This is a genomic window from Ornithinimicrobium cavernae, from assembly GCF_003121625.1.
Classification (GTDB): Bacteria; Actinomycetota; Actinomycetes; order Actinomycetales; family Dermatophilaceae; genus Ornithinicoccus; species Ornithinicoccus cavernae.
Genome location: NZ_QDDJ01000008.1, coordinates 1 through 14,911, shown reverse-complemented (window position 1 = coordinate 14,911; position 14,911 = coordinate 1). Strand labels below are relative to the sequence as shown.

14 protein-coding genes are annotated in these 14,911 nt (G+C 71.7%); 6 read left to right on the top strand and 8 right to left on the bottom strand.

The window, feature by feature from the left end:
* Positions 1-138 precede the first annotated feature (138 nt).
* On the top strand, positions 139-513 hold the full coding sequence (locus tag DA085_RS10360; protein ID WP_237565440.1) for a helix-turn-helix domain-containing protein: 375 nt from the start codon (positions 139-141) through the stop codon (positions 511-513).
* A gap of 107 nt (positions 514-620) precedes the next feature.
* On the opposite strand, the gene DA085_RS10355 is transcribed toward DA085_RS10360, so the two are convergent.
* Complete coding sequence (locus DA085_RS10355) at positions 621-1,229, bottom strand: ClpP family protease (protein WP_109472901.1); 609 nt, start codon at positions 1,227-1,229, stop codon at positions 621-623.
* On the bottom strand, positions 1,226-1,846 hold the full coding sequence (locus DA085_RS10350) for a ClpP family protease (RefSeq protein WP_109472900.1): 621 nt from the start codon (positions 1,844-1,846) through the stop codon (positions 1,226-1,228). The genes DA085_RS10355 and DA085_RS10350 overlap by 4 nt, the downstream gene beginning before the upstream one ends.
* 148 nt (positions 1,847-1,994) lie before the next feature.
* On the opposite strand from DA085_RS10350, the gene DA085_RS10345 reads away from it, so the two are divergent.
* Complete coding sequence (locus DA085_RS10345) at positions 1,995-3,398, top strand: pyridoxal phosphate-dependent decarboxylase family protein (protein WP_109472899.1); 1,404 nt, start codon at positions 1,995-1,997, stop codon at positions 3,396-3,398.
* A gap of 74 nt (positions 3,399-3,472) precedes the next feature.
* Here the strand turns inward: DA085_RS10345 and DA085_RS10340 are convergent, their stop codons facing one another.
* Together DA085_RS10340 and folE are read right to left on the bottom strand one after the other, a co-directional pair.
* Complete coding sequence (locus DA085_RS10340; protein ID WP_109472898.1) at positions 3,473-4,699, bottom strand: NAD(P)/FAD-dependent oxidoreductase; 1,227 nt, start codon at positions 4,697-4,699, stop codon at positions 3,473-3,475.
* Between the two features lie 9 nt (positions 4,700-4,708).
* Positions 4,709-5,296, bottom strand: coding sequence for a GTP cyclohydrolase I FolE (gene folE, locus DA085_RS10335; RefSeq protein ID WP_109472897.1), 588 nt, complete (start codon positions 5,294-5,296; stop codon positions 4,709-4,711).
* A gap of 82 nt (positions 5,297-5,378) precedes the next feature.
* Here folE and DA085_RS10330 point away from each other — a divergent pair, with 82 nt between their 5' ends.
* Positions 5,379-6,182 (top strand): helix-turn-helix transcriptional regulator, encoded by an 804-nt coding sequence (locus DA085_RS10330; protein WP_109472896.1) that lies wholly within the window; start codon positions 5,379-5,381, stop codon positions 6,180-6,182.
* On the opposite strand, the gene DA085_RS10325 is transcribed toward DA085_RS10330, so the two are convergent.
* From DA085_RS10325 to DA085_RS10310, 4 genes are read right to left on the bottom strand one after another with little or no spacing between them, the layout of a single operon-like run.
* Positions 6,179-7,012, bottom strand: a complete 834-nt coding sequence (locus DA085_RS10325; protein WP_109472895.1) for an iron ABC transporter ATP-binding protein — start codon at positions 7,010-7,012, stop codon at positions 6,179-6,181. The two genes, DA085_RS10330 and DA085_RS10325, sit on opposite strands and share 4 nt — an antisense overlap.
* Positions 7,009-8,052, bottom strand: a complete 1,044-nt coding sequence (locus DA085_RS10320; RefSeq protein ID WP_109472894.1) for an iron chelate uptake ABC transporter family permease subunit — start codon at positions 8,050-8,052, stop codon at positions 7,009-7,011. Before DA085_RS10320 ends, DA085_RS10325 begins: the two co-directional genes overlap by 4 nt.
* Positions 8,049-9,071 carry an ABC transporter permease gene (locus DA085_RS10315; RefSeq protein WP_237565439.1) on the bottom strand — a complete coding sequence of 341 codons (1,023 nt, stop codon included), beginning with the start codon at positions 9,069-9,071 and terminating at the stop codon, positions 8,049-8,051. The genes DA085_RS10320 and DA085_RS10315 overlap by 4 nt, the downstream gene beginning before the upstream one ends.
* A 2-nt stretch (positions 9,072-9,073) precedes the next feature.
* Complete coding sequence (locus tag DA085_RS10310; protein ID WP_237565438.1) at positions 9,074-10,048, bottom strand: siderophore ABC transporter substrate-binding protein; 975 nt, start codon at positions 10,046-10,048, stop codon at positions 9,074-9,076.
* A gap of 274 nt (positions 10,049-10,322) precedes the next feature.
* Here DA085_RS10310 and DA085_RS10305 point away from each other — a divergent pair, with 274 nt between their 5' ends.
* The 3 genes from DA085_RS10305 to DA085_RS10295 all read left to right on the top strand — a co-directional run bounded on the left by DA085_RS10305 (position 10,323) and on the right by DA085_RS10295 (position 14,685).
* On the top strand, positions 10,323-10,682 hold the full coding sequence (locus DA085_RS10305) for a hypothetical protein (RefSeq protein WP_109472892.1): 360 nt from the start codon (positions 10,323-10,325) through the stop codon (positions 10,680-10,682).
* Between the two features lie 106 nt (positions 10,683-10,788).
* Complete coding sequence (gene dxs, locus DA085_RS10300; protein ID WP_109472891.1) at positions 10,789-12,654, top strand: 1-deoxy-D-xylulose-5-phosphate synthase; 1,866 nt, start codon at positions 10,789-10,791, stop codon at positions 12,652-12,654.
* Positions 12,655-12,660: 6 nt separating this feature from the next.
* Positions 12,661-14,685, top strand: a complete 2,025-nt coding sequence (locus tag DA085_RS10295) for a diacylglycerol kinase family protein (RefSeq protein WP_109472890.1) — start codon at positions 12,661-12,663, stop codon at positions 14,683-14,685.
* Positions 14,686-14,911: the final 226 nt, after the last annotated feature.

The following is a 14,911-nucleotide window of genomic DNA, read 5'->3' as shown; positions in this document are numbered from 1 at the left end:
CAGAGGCGGTATGCCGTCGCTCACGTCCTCCGGGACGCTCACCCGCAGCGACGGCCGGCCGGGCGGGCGCAGGGTCAAGCCCTCCGCCGAGGGCGTAAAACCCTCCCGGCGGAGAGCGCTCGGCGCTAGCGTTGCGCCATGGGAGACATGGTGCGACTGCCCGACCGACTGGCGCGCGCGAGGCGTCGGTCGCAGCATCCGGGACGTGGGCTGCCCGCCGAGGTGCCTCTGCGGCCCGCGCCCCTGTGGCGCGAGGCGCTCGGGCGCCAGCTCCGCGGCGAGCGGGAGTTCCGCGGCGAGCGCATCGCCGACGTGGCCGGGCGGGCGGGACTCTCGCCGCAGTACCTCTCCGAGCTCGAGCGCGGCAAGAAGGACCCGTCGTCCGAGATGCTCGAGGCGCTGGCCGGGGCCCTCGACCTCTCCGTGATCGACCTGACCCGCCGCGCCGGAGCCCACCTCGGCGCGGTGCCGCCGCAGCGTCAGGCGACCGGACCGGTCCTGCTCGCTGCGTGAGCTGACGAGACTCCCGTGGCGTCGGTCGTGATCGCCGGTGCTGCGTCCTCCGGGGCCAGGGGCGGCCTACCGTCTGCCGGGTGCAGGCTCCACCTGGGCGCCGGTGCTCACGCGGTGAGGGCCGGTGCCACGCGCGAGGCGAGCACCTGGTCGACCACGCCGTAGTCGACAGCGGCCTGCGCCGTGAGGATGAGATCGCGGTCGGTGTCCCGGCGCACCTGCTCCGCAGGGTGGCCGGTGTGCAGGCCGAGGATCTCCTCCTGCATCCGTCGCACCCTCTCGACCTCGTCCGCCTCCAGGATCAGGTCGGGCACCGTGCCGCGGCCCTCCGCCGCGGGGGCGTGGATCACGACCCGGCCGTGGGGGAGGATCGAGCGGTGACCGGCCGCGCCCCCGGCCAGGAGGACGGCCGAGCTGGCCACGACCTGCCCGACGCAGGTGGTGTCGATGCGCGGTCGGACGAACTGCATCGCGTCGTAGATCGCCAGGGTGGCGGGGATGGAGCCACCCACCGAGTTGAGGTAGAGCGCGATCGGTGCGTCCGGGTTCTCGTTCTCCAGGTGCAGGAGCTGGGCGATGACGGCGTTGGCGACGCCCTCGTCGATGCCGGTGCCCAGGTAGACGATCCGGTCCGCCAGCAGCCGGCTGTAGATGTCGAGCGTGCGCTCGCCCCGCGGGCTCTGCGTCGTGACGTAGGGGAGGGAGTAGGTGCTCATCGCGTGCTCCCCAACCCGATCCGGGAGGTGCGCCCGGGCATGACGTCCTCGAGGGAGCCGACGATCGCGTCGACGAAGCCGTAGTCGAGTGCCTCCTCCGCCGAGAACCAGCGGTCCCTGCGCGAGTCCTCCTCGACGCGGTCGACGGGCTGACCCGTGTCCTCGGCGATGCACCCGAGGACGGTGTCCCGCGTGTGCCGCAGGTCGTCGGCCTGGATCGCGATGTCCATGGCGCTCCCGCCGATGCCCGCGGAGCCCTGGTGCAGGAGCACCTTGGCGTGCGGCATGGTGAAGCGCCTGCCCCTGGTCCCGGAGGAGAGCAGGAACTGGCCGGCGCTGTAGGCCATGCCTACATTGACCGTCACGACGTCGTTGGGGATCATCCGCATGCAGTCGCGGATGGCGAGCATGCCCGGGACCGAGCCGCCGACCGAGTTGATCAGCAGGCGGATGTCCTCCCGTGGGTCGGCGTCGGCGAGCAGCAGGAGCGCGGTGCACAGCCGGTTGCTGTTGCGCTCCTCCAGCGCCTCGCCCAGCACCAGGGTGCGGCGGTCGAAGAGCTGTCGGTAGATCTCGTGGTCGAGCCCCTGGGCGGAGTCGGTCGTCTCTGTCGTCATGGATCCAGGCTGCGCGTCACGTCGGTGCGGGGGAAGGGCGCGCTGCCGTGAGCAGCGCGCGGCCGGTGGCCAGGAGGTGACGCAGCGTCGCGCGGCCGGGTCGGGACCCGCTCGTGGTCGCCGGCGACACCGCCGTAGCATCACCGCCATGGCCGATCTGCGCTCGTTGTTCCACCTCGCCGCCGAGGAGGCCGCCGACTTCCGCGAGTCCCTGGACACGCGTCCGGTGCAGGCGCCGGCCGACCAGGCCGACGCGAAGCGGTTGCTGGCCGTGCCGTTGCCCGACGGACCGCGCGACCCGGGGGAGGTGGTGGAGCAGCTCATCACCGCCGCCCGACCCGGTCTCATGGCGACGCCGGGGCCGCGCTACTTCGGTTTCGTCATCGGTGGCGCCCTGCCCGCCGCCTCGGCCGCGGACATCCTCGCTGTCGGCTGGGACCAGTGCGCCTTCAACGGTCACCTGGCGCCGGCCGCTGCCGCAGCCGAGGAGGTCGCCGGCGCCTGGCTCAAGGACCTGCTGGGCCTGCCGGCCTCAGCCGGCGTCGGCTTCGTGACCGGTGCCCAGGGTGCCAACACCGTCGGGCTCGCGGCGGCGCGGCACCACCTGATGCGAGAGTCAGGCTGGGACGTCGAACGCCGCGGACTGTTCGGGGCGCCGCGGATCAGGGTGCTTGCCGGCGCCGAACGGCACGCCACCATCGACCGGTCGCTGCGGCTGCTGGGGCTCGGCTCCGACGCGCTGCAGGAGGTCGCCGTCAACGCCCAGGGCGCGATCGACACCGACGACCTCGCCCGGGTGCTCGCCACGGAGGGCGACGACCACGATGTGCTGACGGTGCTGTGCCTGCAGGCCGGCAACGTCAACACCGGTGCCGTCGACGACCTGCGCACTGCCATCACGCTGGCTCACGAGCACGGTGCCTGGGTGCACGTCGACGGCGCCTTCGGGCTGTGGGCCGCGGCGAGCCCTTCCCTCAGGCACCTGGTCGACGGCGTGGAGCTGGCGGACTCCTGGGGCTGCGACGGTCACAAGTGGCTCAATGTGCCCTACGACTCGGGGTTCGCGTTCTGCTCCCGCCCCGACGTGCAGACGGCCGCGATGTCCTACACCGCGTCCTACCTGACCGGCTCCGGCGTGGCGCCGGGGGTGGCCGACTACACGGCCGAGTCCTCCCGCCGCGCCCGCGGCTTCGCGGTGTGGGCGGCTGTGCAGGAGCTCGGCCGGCAGGGGATCGCCGACCTGGTCGACCGGTGCTGCGAGCACGCCCGGCGTTTCGCTGACGCGCTGGCCGGTGCCGGCCTCGAGGTGGTCAACGACGTGGTCCTCAACCAGGTGCTCGTGGGCTTCGGCGGGGAGGGGGCGGAGGCCGACCGGCGCACCGACGCCGTGATCGCCCGGATCCAGCGGGACGGCACCTGCTGGATGGGCGGCACCACCTGGCACGGCCGGCGGTTGATGCGGATCGCCGTCTCCAACCACCTCACCACCGCCGCGGACATCGACGTCTCCGTCGAGGCCGTGCTGCGTGCCGTTCGGAGCCTCGACGGCTGAGGTGTTGCCGCGCGGGCCCCAAGTGGGTCAGGGCCCTGAGATCCTGACCGGTCGCTGGGACGTCCCTCGTCGCCTCAGAGCTCGGTGAGCCCGATGCTCTCGTCCGATAGCCGCTCGGGGGAGATCTCGCGCCCGAGGAGCGCTCGCAGGTCGTCGCTGACGTCCCAGATGTTGACATTCATCGCGGCGCTCACGACACCGTCACGCAGCCAGAAGGCGATGAACTCACCAGAGGTCAGGTCGCCACGGATCACCACGTCGTCGGCGGCGCCGCCGTGCCCGACGTACTCCATGCCCAGGTCGTACTGGTCGGTGTAGAAGTACGGCGCCCAGTCGTAGACCTCCGGGCCACCGGTGATGCTGGCGGCGGCCAGCTTGCCCTGCCGGATCGCGTTGTCCCAGTGCTCCACCCGCAACGGCTCGCCGGTCGGGACGTGCCGCGCCTCCGCCACGTCACCCACCGCCAGCACGTCCGGGTCGTCCACCGACCGCAGGTGTTCGTCCACCAGGACGCCGGAGCCCACGGAGAGGCCGGCGGCGCGCGCGAGGTCGGTGTTCGGGGCGGCGCCGACCCCCACCACGACGACATCGGCGGGGATCGTCTCCCCGTCGACCACCACGCCGGTCACCCGGCCGTCCGTGCCGGTGATCTCCTCTACGCCCACCCCCGTCCGCAGTCGGACCCCCTGGTCGCGGTGCAGCTGCGCGAAGTACTCCGCGACCCGTGGCCCGAGCACCTGCAGCAGCGGCAGCTCGGCCATCTCGAGGACGGTGACCTCGCACCCGCCGGCACGGGCGGCAGCTGCAACCTCCAGCCCGATCCAGCCACCGCCGACGATCACCATCCGACGGTGGCTGCCGATGGCCTCCTTCAGGGCGTCGCTGTCGGCGATCCGGCGCAGGGTCAGGACGCCCCCCAGGTCGGAGCCGGGCACGCTGAGGCGCCGCGGTGTCGCCCCGGTGGCCAGCACGAGCGTCCGGTAGGGGAGGCGCTCACCGTCGGCCAGCTCCACCACGTGCGCCTCCCGGTCGACCGCGACGGCGGCGTCCCCGAACCGCGTGGAGACGTCGTGCTCGGCGTACCACCCCTCCGGGTGCACGTAGGCCTCCTCGATCTCCGCGGCGCCCTGCAGGTAGCCCTTGCTCAGCGGAGGGCGCTCGTAGGGTCGGTCCTGCTCGTCACCGACCAGGGTGAGCGGTCCGGCATACGCCCGCTCGCGCAGTGCCTCCACGACGTGTGCGCCGGCGAGACCGGCGCCGATGACGACGACACCGGCGTCCGTGCTGGGTTGGCTGCTCATGAGGTGCTCCTAGCTGATGAGGGTGAGGAACTCGGCGCGCTGGGCGGGGTCGCGCAGGGTGCCGCGCAGCGCGCTGGTGCGGGTGGTGGTGCCCCGGGCACGGACGCCCCGCAGGGTCATGCAGGTGTGCTCCGCCTCGACGACGACACCGACGCCGCGCGGGGCGAGCTCCCCGTCGATCCAGTCGGCGATCTGCTGGGTGAGCCGTTCCTGCACCTGCGGGCGGCGGGCGAAGAGCTCCACGACGCGGGCGAACTTGGACAGGCCGAGGATGCGCGAGCCGGGCAGGTAGCCGACGTGCGCGATACCGGTGAACGGCAGCAGGTGGTGCTCACACACCGACTGGACCGGGATGGCGCGGACCAGGACCAGCTCGTCGTAGCCCTCGTCGTTGTCGAACGTCGTCATCTCGAACGGCCGGGCGGTGAGCATCGCGGCGTAGGCCTGGGCCATCCGGCGGGGACTGCGGGCCATGCTCTCGGTGTCGCAGTCGACGCCGAGGGCGGCGAGGAAGGCGGCCGCGGCGCGGGTCGCCTCCTCGAGCCGGTCCACGGCGTGTGGCACCGGGCTGGGGGAGAGCTCTGAGTATGTCGTCACCTGGGTCCTCCTGGACGGCGCTTCTAACGGAGAGTACAGTTGACGTTAGACCTGTTGGAGACGGATCGCAAGAGGAGTTCTGATGGTTGCCGCGCACGAGGACCCTGCCGGCCCGGGCGACACCGCGAGCGGACCGGAGGACCCCTTCGGCCGCGCCGTCAGCGGCATCGCCTCACTGAATGAACCGGTGCGCCGCGAGCTGTACCGCTATGTCTGCCGCCGGGACGAGCCGGTCGGCCGCGAGGAGGTCGCCGAGGCCACGGGGATCGCCCACCACACCGTGAAGTTCCACCTCGACCGCCTGGCGGACGACGGGCTGCTGAGCGTGGACTACCAGCGCCTCGGTGGCCGCACCGGACCTGGTGCGGGGCGGCCCGCCAAGGTGTACCGCGCGAGCGGGGAGGAGGTGGCCGTCTCCCTGCCGCCGCGCGAGTACGCCCTCGCCGGTGAGCTGCTCGCCGAGGCGGTCGAGGGAGCGGCGGACGACGGCCGACCGGTGCGCGAGGTGCTGCACGAGGTCGCCGCCACCCGCGGCGCCGCCCTCGGTCGCGAGGCGGTGCGCGGAGCGCCGGTCGCTCCCGACTCCGGTGCGGCGCTCGCCCGCGTGTCCTCGGTGCTGGAGCAGCACGGCTACGAGCCGCGGCCCGAGGGGGAGCGGGTGGTCCTGGCGAACTGCCCGTTCCATGCGCTCGCGCAGCGGCACACCCAGCTGGTGTGCGGTATGAACCACGCCATGCTGGAGGGGCTGACCGAGGAGCTGGCACCGGCGCGTCTCACCGCGCGGCTCGAGCCCGCGCCCGGGCGCTGCTGCGTGACCGTGGCCGCAGCCGGAGGGGACGAGCCGACGGGCGGCGGACCGGTGGGCGGCCAGCCGAGCAGTGGCTAGCCGACGGTGACCGCTGGCTGTCCGACCTCGCCCGGCTCGGGCGCGAGGGGGCCGGGCCCGACGGGCGCTCCGGTGGTCCAGAAGATGCCCAGTCGCACCCCGTGCAGGTCCTGGACGTGGATGTCCATGTCGAAGACCTCGCGCAGCACCTCGCGCTGCATGATCTCCCGGGGCGTCCCCTGGACGACGACCCGCCCGTCCCGCATCGCGACGATGTGGTCGGAGTAGCACGAGGCGAAGTTGATGTCGTGCAGCACCAGGACGATGGTCTTGCCGAGGTCGTCGGCCGCGCGCCGCAGCAGGGTCATCATCGACGAGGAGTGCTTCATGTCCAGGTTGTTCAGCGGCTCGTCCAGCAGGATGTAGTCCGTGTCCTGCGCCAGGATCATGGCGATGTAGGCGCGCTGCCGCTGGCCGCCGGAGAGCTGGTCGAGGAACCGGTCTCGCAGGGGCTGCAGGTCCAGGTAGTCCAGCGCCTCGTCGACCAGCGCGTGGTCCTCGGGTGTCAGGCGTCCCCTGCTGTAGGGGAAGCGCCCGAACCGGACCAGGTCCACGACGGTCAGCCGGGCGGTGACCCGGTTGTCCTGCCGCAGCACGGCCAGCCTCCGCGCGATGGCGTCGTCGCCGGCGCTCTGCACGTCGAGGTCGTCGATGAACACCGTGCCGGTCTCGGGCCTCAGGAGCCGGCTGATCACCGACAGCAGGGTCGACTTGCCGGCACCGTTCGCGCCGACGATCGAGGTGAGCTGACCCACGGGCAGCGTCAGCCCGACGTCGTCGAGCACGACCTGCTTGTCGTAGCGGTGGCTGACCTTGCGCACGCTGATCACAGCTTGACCGTCCTCATCAGGAGCAGGATGAAATAGATGCCGCCCACCAGGTTGACCACGACACTCAGGGTGGTGCCGTTGTCCATCAGGTGGCCGGCCACGAACTGGCCGCCGACCGTGCAGAGCACCCCGACCAGCACGGACCCCAGGACCAGCTCGGTATGCCGATGGGTCGGCAGCACCTGCCGGGCCAGGTTGGCCACGATGAGACCGAGGAACAGCATCGGTCCCACGAGCGCGGTCGACACGGCGACCAGGACGGTCACCACGGCCAGGGTCAGGGTGACGACCCGGTGGTACGGCAGGCCGAGCGCCACCGCGTTGTCGTAGCCGAGGTCCACCACGTCGAGGGACCGCAGCAGCGGCACGAGGGCGGCGAGCCCGAGGAGGCACACGGCCGCGGCGAACCACAGCAGCGTCCCGTCCACGGTGTTGAAGGTGGCGAACATGACGTCCTGCAGGGTCAGGAAGTCGTTGGGGTTGAGCACGCGCGAGGCCAGCGAGGTGAGGGAGCCGAACAGTGAGCCGATGACGATGCCGACCAGCACCAGGACGAGCAGGTTGCGGCTGTTGCGGCCGAACAGCCAGCGGAACAGCAGCATCCCGAAGACCGTCAGCACGGCCGTGTTGAGCAGGAAGCGCTCACCGACGCCCATCATCAGGAACGCCGTCCCGCCGAAGAAGAAGACGATGACCGTCTGCACCAGTAGGTAGAGCGCGTCGAACCCCATCACGCTCGGGGTCAGGATCCGGCTGCCGGCGATCGTCTGGAAGACCAGGCTGGAGGCGCCGACCGCGGCGCCGACGACGACGAGCGAGCCGACCTGCCGGCCGCGCAGGTCCATGGCGTACTCCCAGGAGCCGCGCACGTCGTAGGTGAGGTAGGCCACGACCCCCAGGACGCACAGGAGGGCCAGTATGCCGAGGCTCACCCTGATCCGGCGGCGCCGCCGCTGCTCGACCGGGCTGGCGTGGGTGCTGTCCGGGCGCACCCGGCCCGGGACGGAGGCGCGCTCGCGCCGGGACTGGAGTGTCGTCATACGGCCGCCCCCCGGGCAGACCTCAGGATGAGCCAGATGAAGACCACGCCACCGATCGCGCCGGCGATGGTAGCCACGGGGATCTCGTAGGGGTGGATGACCAGGCGGCCCACGACGTCGCAGGCGAGCACGAAGCCGGCCCCGGCCAGGGCAGTGACCGGCAGCACCTTCTTGACGTTGTCGCCCATGAGCAGGGTGACCACGTTGGGCACGATCAGGCCGAGGAAGGGGATCGCGCCGACCACCACGACGACGACCGCTGCCATGACCGAGACCACGATGAGGCCGGTGTAGAGGATGCGCTGGTAGTTCAGGCCGAGGTTGGTGGCGAACGACTCGCCCATGCCGATGACGGTGAACCGGTCGGCGAACAGGTAACCGACCACCCCGACCACCAGCACCGTGTAGAGCGGCTCGTAACGACCCTCGAGGATCCCGGAGAACGAGCCCGTGGTCCAGATGTCGAGGTACTGGACCATGTCGCGCTGGTAGGCGACGAAGGTGGTGACCGCGGCCAGGACGCCGCCGTACATCAGCCCCACCAGGGCCACCACGATGCCCTCCCGGTGCTGGATGCGCTGCAGCATCTGCAGGAAGACCATCGTGCCGAGGATCGCCGTGACGATGGCGATCAGCATCTTGACGACCAGCGACGTCGAGTTGAAGAACATGGTGGCGACCAGGATGCCGAGCACCGCGGCCTCGACGGTCCCGGAGGTGCTGGGGGAGACGAAGCGGTTGGCGGTGATCCGCTGCATGATCAGCCCGGCCACCGCCAGGGACGCACCGGCCATGAGGATGGCCAGCAGCCGGGGGATGCGGGAGGTGGCCAGGAGGTGCCACTCCTGCGCGCTGGGCGGGAACAGGTCCGCGACGCCGACGCTGCTGGCCGCGCCGATGCCCAGCGACACGTAGCTGCCGAGCACCAGGACCGCGACCGCGATCACCAGGTGGACGGCACGCACCCCGCCCCGGCTCGGAGCCGGGGCGGGGGCTGTGGTCGCCGGGGGAGCGGTCACGCTCAGAGCGTCGCCCGCACGTCGTCGATCATCTGCTGGATCGAGCTCGGGGCAGCGTTCGCGATGTACCAGGAGAAGCCGTCGACGACGTGGATCTTGTCGTTGGTGGCGGCGTCGGTGGTGTTGACCAGGTCGTTGTTCAGGACCTCCAGGGCCGGCGCCTCGTCGGAGCCGATCGCCGCGGCGCGGTCCAGGACCAGCAGCACGCCGGGGTTGAACTCGGTGAAGAACTCCTGGCTGATCTCCTGCCCGTGCGAGCCCTCCTCGTCGACGGGGGCCCCGGTGTCGGCGTAGCCGAACGCGTCGTAGACGATGCCGAAGCGCGAGCCCGGCCCGTAGGCGCTGGCCGTGCCGCCGGAGACCTGCACGAACAGGGCGGTCTCCCCGCCGTCGGCGGCCTCGGTGCCGATCTCCTCCACCTGCGTGGCCAGGTCGTCCATGAGCGCCTGGGCCTCGGTCTCCTTGCCGAAGATCGAGCCGAGCTGGACGACCCGCTCCTCGGTCATCGGGAGCTGCTCGCCGGGCTCCTCGAAACGGACCGACATGTCGAGGACGACCGGGGAGATCTTCTCCATCTCGGCGAGCACCTCCGGGGTGCCCGTGCGCGAGCCGATGATGATGAGGTCGGGCTCCAGCTCGTTGATCGCCTCGTAGTCCGGCTCCTTGACGGTGCCCACGGTGGGGATGTCACCGCCGTCGTACTCCGACAGGTCCTCCGGCAGGGCGGTGTTGGACACCGGCACGGCATCCACCTCGACGCCCAGGTCGGACAGCGTCCGCGCCACGCTCCAGTCGGTCGTCACGACGACCCCGGGGTCGGCCGGGACCTCCACCGTGCGCCCCTGTGCATCGGTGATCGAGACGGTCTCGCCCCCGGCGCCCGCGCCCTCGTCGGCCTGGGAGTCGGAGCCGCACGCGGTGAGCGCGAGGGCTGCGGTGAGCGTGAGGGCGGCCAGGGGGCGGGTGCGGATCGTCATCCGGGTCATGGTCTGCGTGCTCCGATGTGTGAAGGCAGTGGCTTGAGTAAGGCAAACCTAACCTGGCGTCCCGTGAATTATCAAACGTCGCCCTGTCGTATATGTCACACCGCGCCCGCGGTGGCTGCGGTGGCCGCGCTGGTGCGGTTCGTGAGTGGCTTGCGAGCCCCTCCAGGGGTGTGGAAAGCCACTCACGAGCGTGCTCGCCGTGGTATGCCCCGGTGCCCGCCACTGCTGCCTCCGTAGCTGCCTTTGCTGTCGTACACTTGTTCGTATGTCAGGACCGCCCGGATGGCCAGAGCGCGTGCCGCCCACGGGCGTGCCCGGGTGGGAGGAGGCCGCGGTCGCGTGGCTGCTCGACCAGTGCCCGGCCGACTACCGCGCGTACCGCGCGTGGCGCCGGCACCCGGTGGCGCTGGCCTGGATCACCGTGCGTCACCTGCGGGCCGAGCTGGACGCGATGCGAGGTGCCTGGCGGGACGTCCGTGCCGACCTCGGGCCGCTGCTGCCACCGGGCTCGCTCGGGGACGTGCTGGGCTCGCTGACCCAGGAGGGGTTGCGGCTCCGCGCCGCGCTGCGCAGCGCCGAGCTGCTGCTGGAGGCGATGCGGGTGCGTGCCCCCGTGAGGACGTGAGGGTTCTGTGCCGATCGTGTGTGCTGCGGGCGCTCTCTGAGGGTGGTGGGAGCAACTGGTCGTAGACTCGGGTGCCACGTCCCCGCAGGAAAGGCGCCGACGCATCGTGGGTCTGCTCAGCACCATTGCCGGACCAGCCGACCTCAGACGGCTGTCCCCGACACAACTGCTCGACCTCGCCGAGGAGATCCGGGCCTTCCTGGTGGACTCCGTCTCCCGCACCGGTGGTCACCTCGGGCCCAACCTGGGTGTGGTCGAGCTGACCATGGCGATCCACCGGGTCTTCGACAGCCCCCGCGACTCCATTGTCTTCGACACCGGGCACCAGTCCTACGTGCACAAGCTGCTGACCGGCCGGCACGACTTCGCCACGCTCCGCAAGGAGGGCGGCCTCTCCGGGTATCCGAGCCGGACCGAGTCGCGGCACGACGTCGTCGAGAACAGTCACGCCTCCACCTCCCTGTCCTGGGCGATCGGCATCGCCGCCGGGCGCAAGCTGCGGGGCGAGACCGACCGGCACACCGTCGCGGTGATCGGTGACGGTGCACTCACCGGTGGGATGGCCTGGGAGGCGCTGAACAACATCGCCGCCAACCCCGACCTGCCGCTGGTCATCGTGGTCAACGACAACGAGCGCTCCTACGCGCCGACGGTCGGCGGCATGGCCGACTACCTCGCCTCCCTGCGTGCCACGCGCAACTACGAGAACGTCCTGTCCTGGGGCAAGCGCGTCCTCAACCGGACGCCCGTCGTCGGCCGGCAGATGTACGGCACGCTGCACGGCGTGAAGAAGGGTCTCAAGGACATCGTCAGCCCGCAGGGCATGTTCGAGGACCTCGGTCTGAAGTACCTCGGCCCGGTCGACGGCCACGACCTGCCGGCGGTGGAGACCGCGCTGCGCCGGGCCCACGACTTCGGCGGGGTCGTGCTCGTGCACGTCATCACCGAGAAGGGCCACGGCTACACGCCCGCGACCAGTGACGAGGCCGACCGCTTCCACGCGGTGGGTGTCATCAACCCCGAGACGGGGCTGCCGCTCGAGCTGTCCGGACGCTCGTGGACCGACGAGTTCAGCGACGAGCTGCTGGACCTGGCCGACGAGCGGCAGGACATCGTGGCGCTCACCGCGTCGATGCTCATCCCGGTGGGGCTGTCGGGGTTCGCCCACCGCTACCCGGAGCGGGTCTTCGACGTCGGGATCGCCGAGCAGCACGCGGTGACCATGGCCGCCGGGCTCTCCTTCGCCGGGATGCACCCGGTGGTCGCGATCTACGCGACCTTCCTCAACCGCGCCTTCGACCAGCTGCTCATGGACTGCGCCCTGCACCGGCAGGGGGTCACCTTCGTGCTCGACCGGGCAGGGGTGACCGGCACCGACGGCGCCAGCCACAACGGCATGTGGGACATGGGGCTCCTCTCGATCGTGCCCGGCCTGCACCTGGCGGCACCACGCGACGGCGCCCAGATCCGCGCGGCGCTGCGCGAGGCCGTCGAGGTCACCGACGCGCCCACCGTGATCCGCTTCCCGAAGGGCACCGTGGCCGAGCCGATCCAGGCGGTCGGCGCGCACGGCTCCGTCGACATCCTGCGCGAGGCCGAGGCCCCGGACCTGCTGCTGGTCTCGGTCGGCTCGATGGCCGGGATCTCCACCGAGGTCGCCGAGAAGCTGGGCGCCCAGGGACTGTCGACCCGCGTCGTCGACCCACGGTGGGTGCTGCCGGTCAGCGACGACCTGCTCGACCTCGCCTCACGCGCCGCGGCCGTGGCGGTGATCGAGGACAACGTGGTCGACACCGGCATCGGCGCGGCCCTGGCCGCCCGGCTCCGCGCGACGGGGCACCGCACCCCGGTCTGGACCTACGGCATACCCAAGCAGTTCCTGGACCACGGCTCCCGCGGCCAGGTCCTCGAGCGGATCGGCCTGACCCCCGACACGATCGCCACGTCCCTCACCGAACGCCTGCGCGACTAGCGACCCATGTCCGGGACCACACAGGTCGCGGCGGTGCTCAACCCGGCCGCCGACCGTGCCTGGGCCGCGCAGGCCGAGCTGCACCGGGTATGCCGTGTGCTGGGCTGGCCGGACCCGGTGGTCCGCTACACGACGGTCACCGAGCCGGGGGCCAGGCAGGCGCGGGAGGCGTTGCAGGACGGGGCGGACCTGGTCCTGGCCGGCGGCGGTGACGGCACCGTCCGCCAGGTCGCGGGTGTGCTCGCCGGCACGGGCGTGCCACTGGGGATCCTGCCGCTGGGCACCGCCAACCTGTTCGCGCGCAACCTCGGGCTGCCCCGCCACGGGGTCCAGGAGATGGTCCGCGTAGCCCTGCAGGGCGGACAGCGGGAGCTCGACGTCGGGCTGGTGACCTACGTCCAGCTGGGGCCGGCCGGCCCGGTCGAGTCCTCGCCGCACCACTTCCTCGTGCTGGTCGGGATCGGTCACGACGCCGCCACCGTGGCCGACACACGGCAGGACCTGAAGCGGTGGGTCCGCTGGCTGGCCTACTTCGCCCCGGGCGCGCGGCGGCTCGGCAGCCCCCTGCTCCCGCTGCGCCTCGAGGTGGACGGCGGGCCGCGACAGGACGTCCCGGCCTGGAGCATGCTGATCGGCAACTGCGGCCTGATCCCGGCCGGCATCACCGTCGTGGCGGACGCCGAGCTGGACGACGGCTTGCTCGACCTGGTCCGGGTCGCCCCGCCGAGCGTGCTGCACTGGGGGCCGATCGCCCTCAAGGGCCTGCTCGGCTGGCGCCGGGACGTGCCGGGCCTGGCCTACCAGCAGGGGCGCGGGCTGCGGGTCTTCAGCGAGGACCCGGTCACGATCCAGATCGACGGCGACCCGCACCCCGAGGTGCTCGAGGTCGACGCGACCGTGCTGCCCCGGGCGCTCACGGTGCGGACACCCCGCTCGGCCCGGGCCACCGAGATCGCGGAGCTCATGAGGGGCTGGGCCGGGCGCCGGGCCGAGGCGCGGATCGTCCAGCTGCTGCGGCACACCCCACCCGCTGAGCTCGACGACGTGCTGACCGAGCTCGACCTGGTGTCGCTGGTGCGCAAGGTCGACGACCGCCGGTTCGGGCCCGACCACCGCAGTGACCTGCTGGACCTGCTCGTGCGCGAGCGGCGCGAGCACCTGTCCCTGGCGACCCTCACCCGCTTGGTGCGGGCCCTGCACACCGGGCCCACCCCGCGCAGCCACGAGCACGCGATCCGCGACCTCGTGCTCTCCCTGCGCGGTGAGGACCTCCGCCTGTTCAAGACGCTGACCAACACCGCCGGCAGCCACCACGACCTGGACCACCTCGTCTTCGACGACATCGACGACGAGGGGGTGCGGGCCGACATCCTCACGCACATCGCACGGGAGGCCGCCGGCAACCCGTCGGAGGACCTGCGCATCCTGTGCGACATCGACGACACGGTGCTGTGCATGCTGCACGACAAGCGCTACCCCCGCGGGAGCGTCTATCCGGGTGTCGTGGAGCTCCTCCAGGCACTGGACCGTGGGGCCGCGCAACACCCCGGACGTCCCGGAGACCTGACCTTCATCACGGCCAGGCCCAGCGACCCACGGGGGCTCGTCGAGAGCTACACCCGCAACGGCCTGGCCGGCCTGGGGCTCCCGCAGCACTCGGTGATGACCGGCCACATCCTCAACCTGGCGACCAAGGGCCGCATCGCCGAGCGCAAGATGGTCAACTTCGACCGGTCCCGGCTGCTGTTCCCCGAGTGCCAGGTCGTCTTCATCGGCGACAACGGGCAGGCGGACGTCGAGGTCGGGCGAGCGATGCTCGCCAGGGACCCGGACCACGTGCGGGCGGTCTTCATCCACAATGTGACCGGCGCGGGCGAGGACGAGCGTGCCGCACTAGCCGCCGAGGGGATCTGGTTGTTCGACGGGTATGACGACGCCGCGGCCCGGGCGCACGAGCTCGGCCTGGTCTCGGCCGAGGGTCTGGAGCAGGTCCGTGCGGCGGTGCGGGCCGGAGTGGCCCACACTCCCTAGGCGGGTGCCCGGCCCGGGGATGCCGGTTGCGGCTGGTTATCCCCGGTCGCGCTCACGGCGGCGTGGGCTCAACTCAGTCGCGCCCACGACGTGGGCTCAACTCAGTCGCGCCCACGGCGCCCCTGGGCCCTTAGGAGACTGCTGAAGAATCCGCGTGGCGTGCGTTCGGCCTGAGCGCTGGCTGGGATCCTTGCGTGATGCAGGGTGAGGCGGATCGGCAGCGGGA

Excerpts from the sequence above, each read along its gene's own strand:
- DA085_RS10295 (WP_109472890.1), top strand. The coding sequence starts at position 12,661 with ATGTCCGGGACCACACAGGTCGCGGCGGTGCTCAACCCGGCCGCCGAC.
- DA085_RS10355 (WP_109472901.1), bottom strand. The coding sequence starts at position 1,229 with ATGAGCACCTACTCCCTCCCCTACGTCACGACGCAGAGCCCGCGGGGC.
- DA085_RS10340 (WP_109472898.1), bottom strand. The coding sequence starts at position 4,699 with ATGAGCAGCCAACCCAGCACGGACGCCGGTGTCGTCGTCATCGGCGCC.
- DA085_RS10330 (WP_109472896.1), top strand. The coding sequence starts at position 5,379 with ATGGTTGCCGCGCACGAGGACCCTGCCGGCCCGGGCGACACCGCGAGC.
- DA085_RS10350 (WP_109472900.1), bottom strand. The coding sequence starts at position 1,846 with ATGACGACAGAGACGACCGACTCCGCCCAGGGGCTCGACCACGAGATC.
- DA085_RS10305 (WP_109472892.1), top strand. The coding sequence starts at position 10,323 with ATGTCAGGACCGCCCGGATGGCCAGAGCGCGTGCCGCCCACGGGCGTG.
- DA085_RS10320 (WP_109472894.1), bottom strand. The coding sequence starts at position 8,052 with ATGACGACACTCCAGTCCCGGCGCGAGCGCGCCTCCGTCCCGGGCCGG.
- DA085_RS10310 (WP_237565438.1), bottom strand. The coding sequence starts at position 10,048 with ATGACGATCCGCACCCGCCCCCTGGCCGCCCTCACGCTCACCGCAGCC.
- DA085_RS10360 (WP_237565440.1), top strand. The coding sequence starts at position 139 with ATGGGAGACATGGTGCGACTGCCCGACCGACTGGCGCGCGCGAGGCGT.
- DA085_RS10345 (WP_109472899.1), top strand. The coding sequence starts at position 1,995 with ATGGCCGATCTGCGCTCGTTGTTCCACCTCGCCGCCGAGGAGGCCGCC.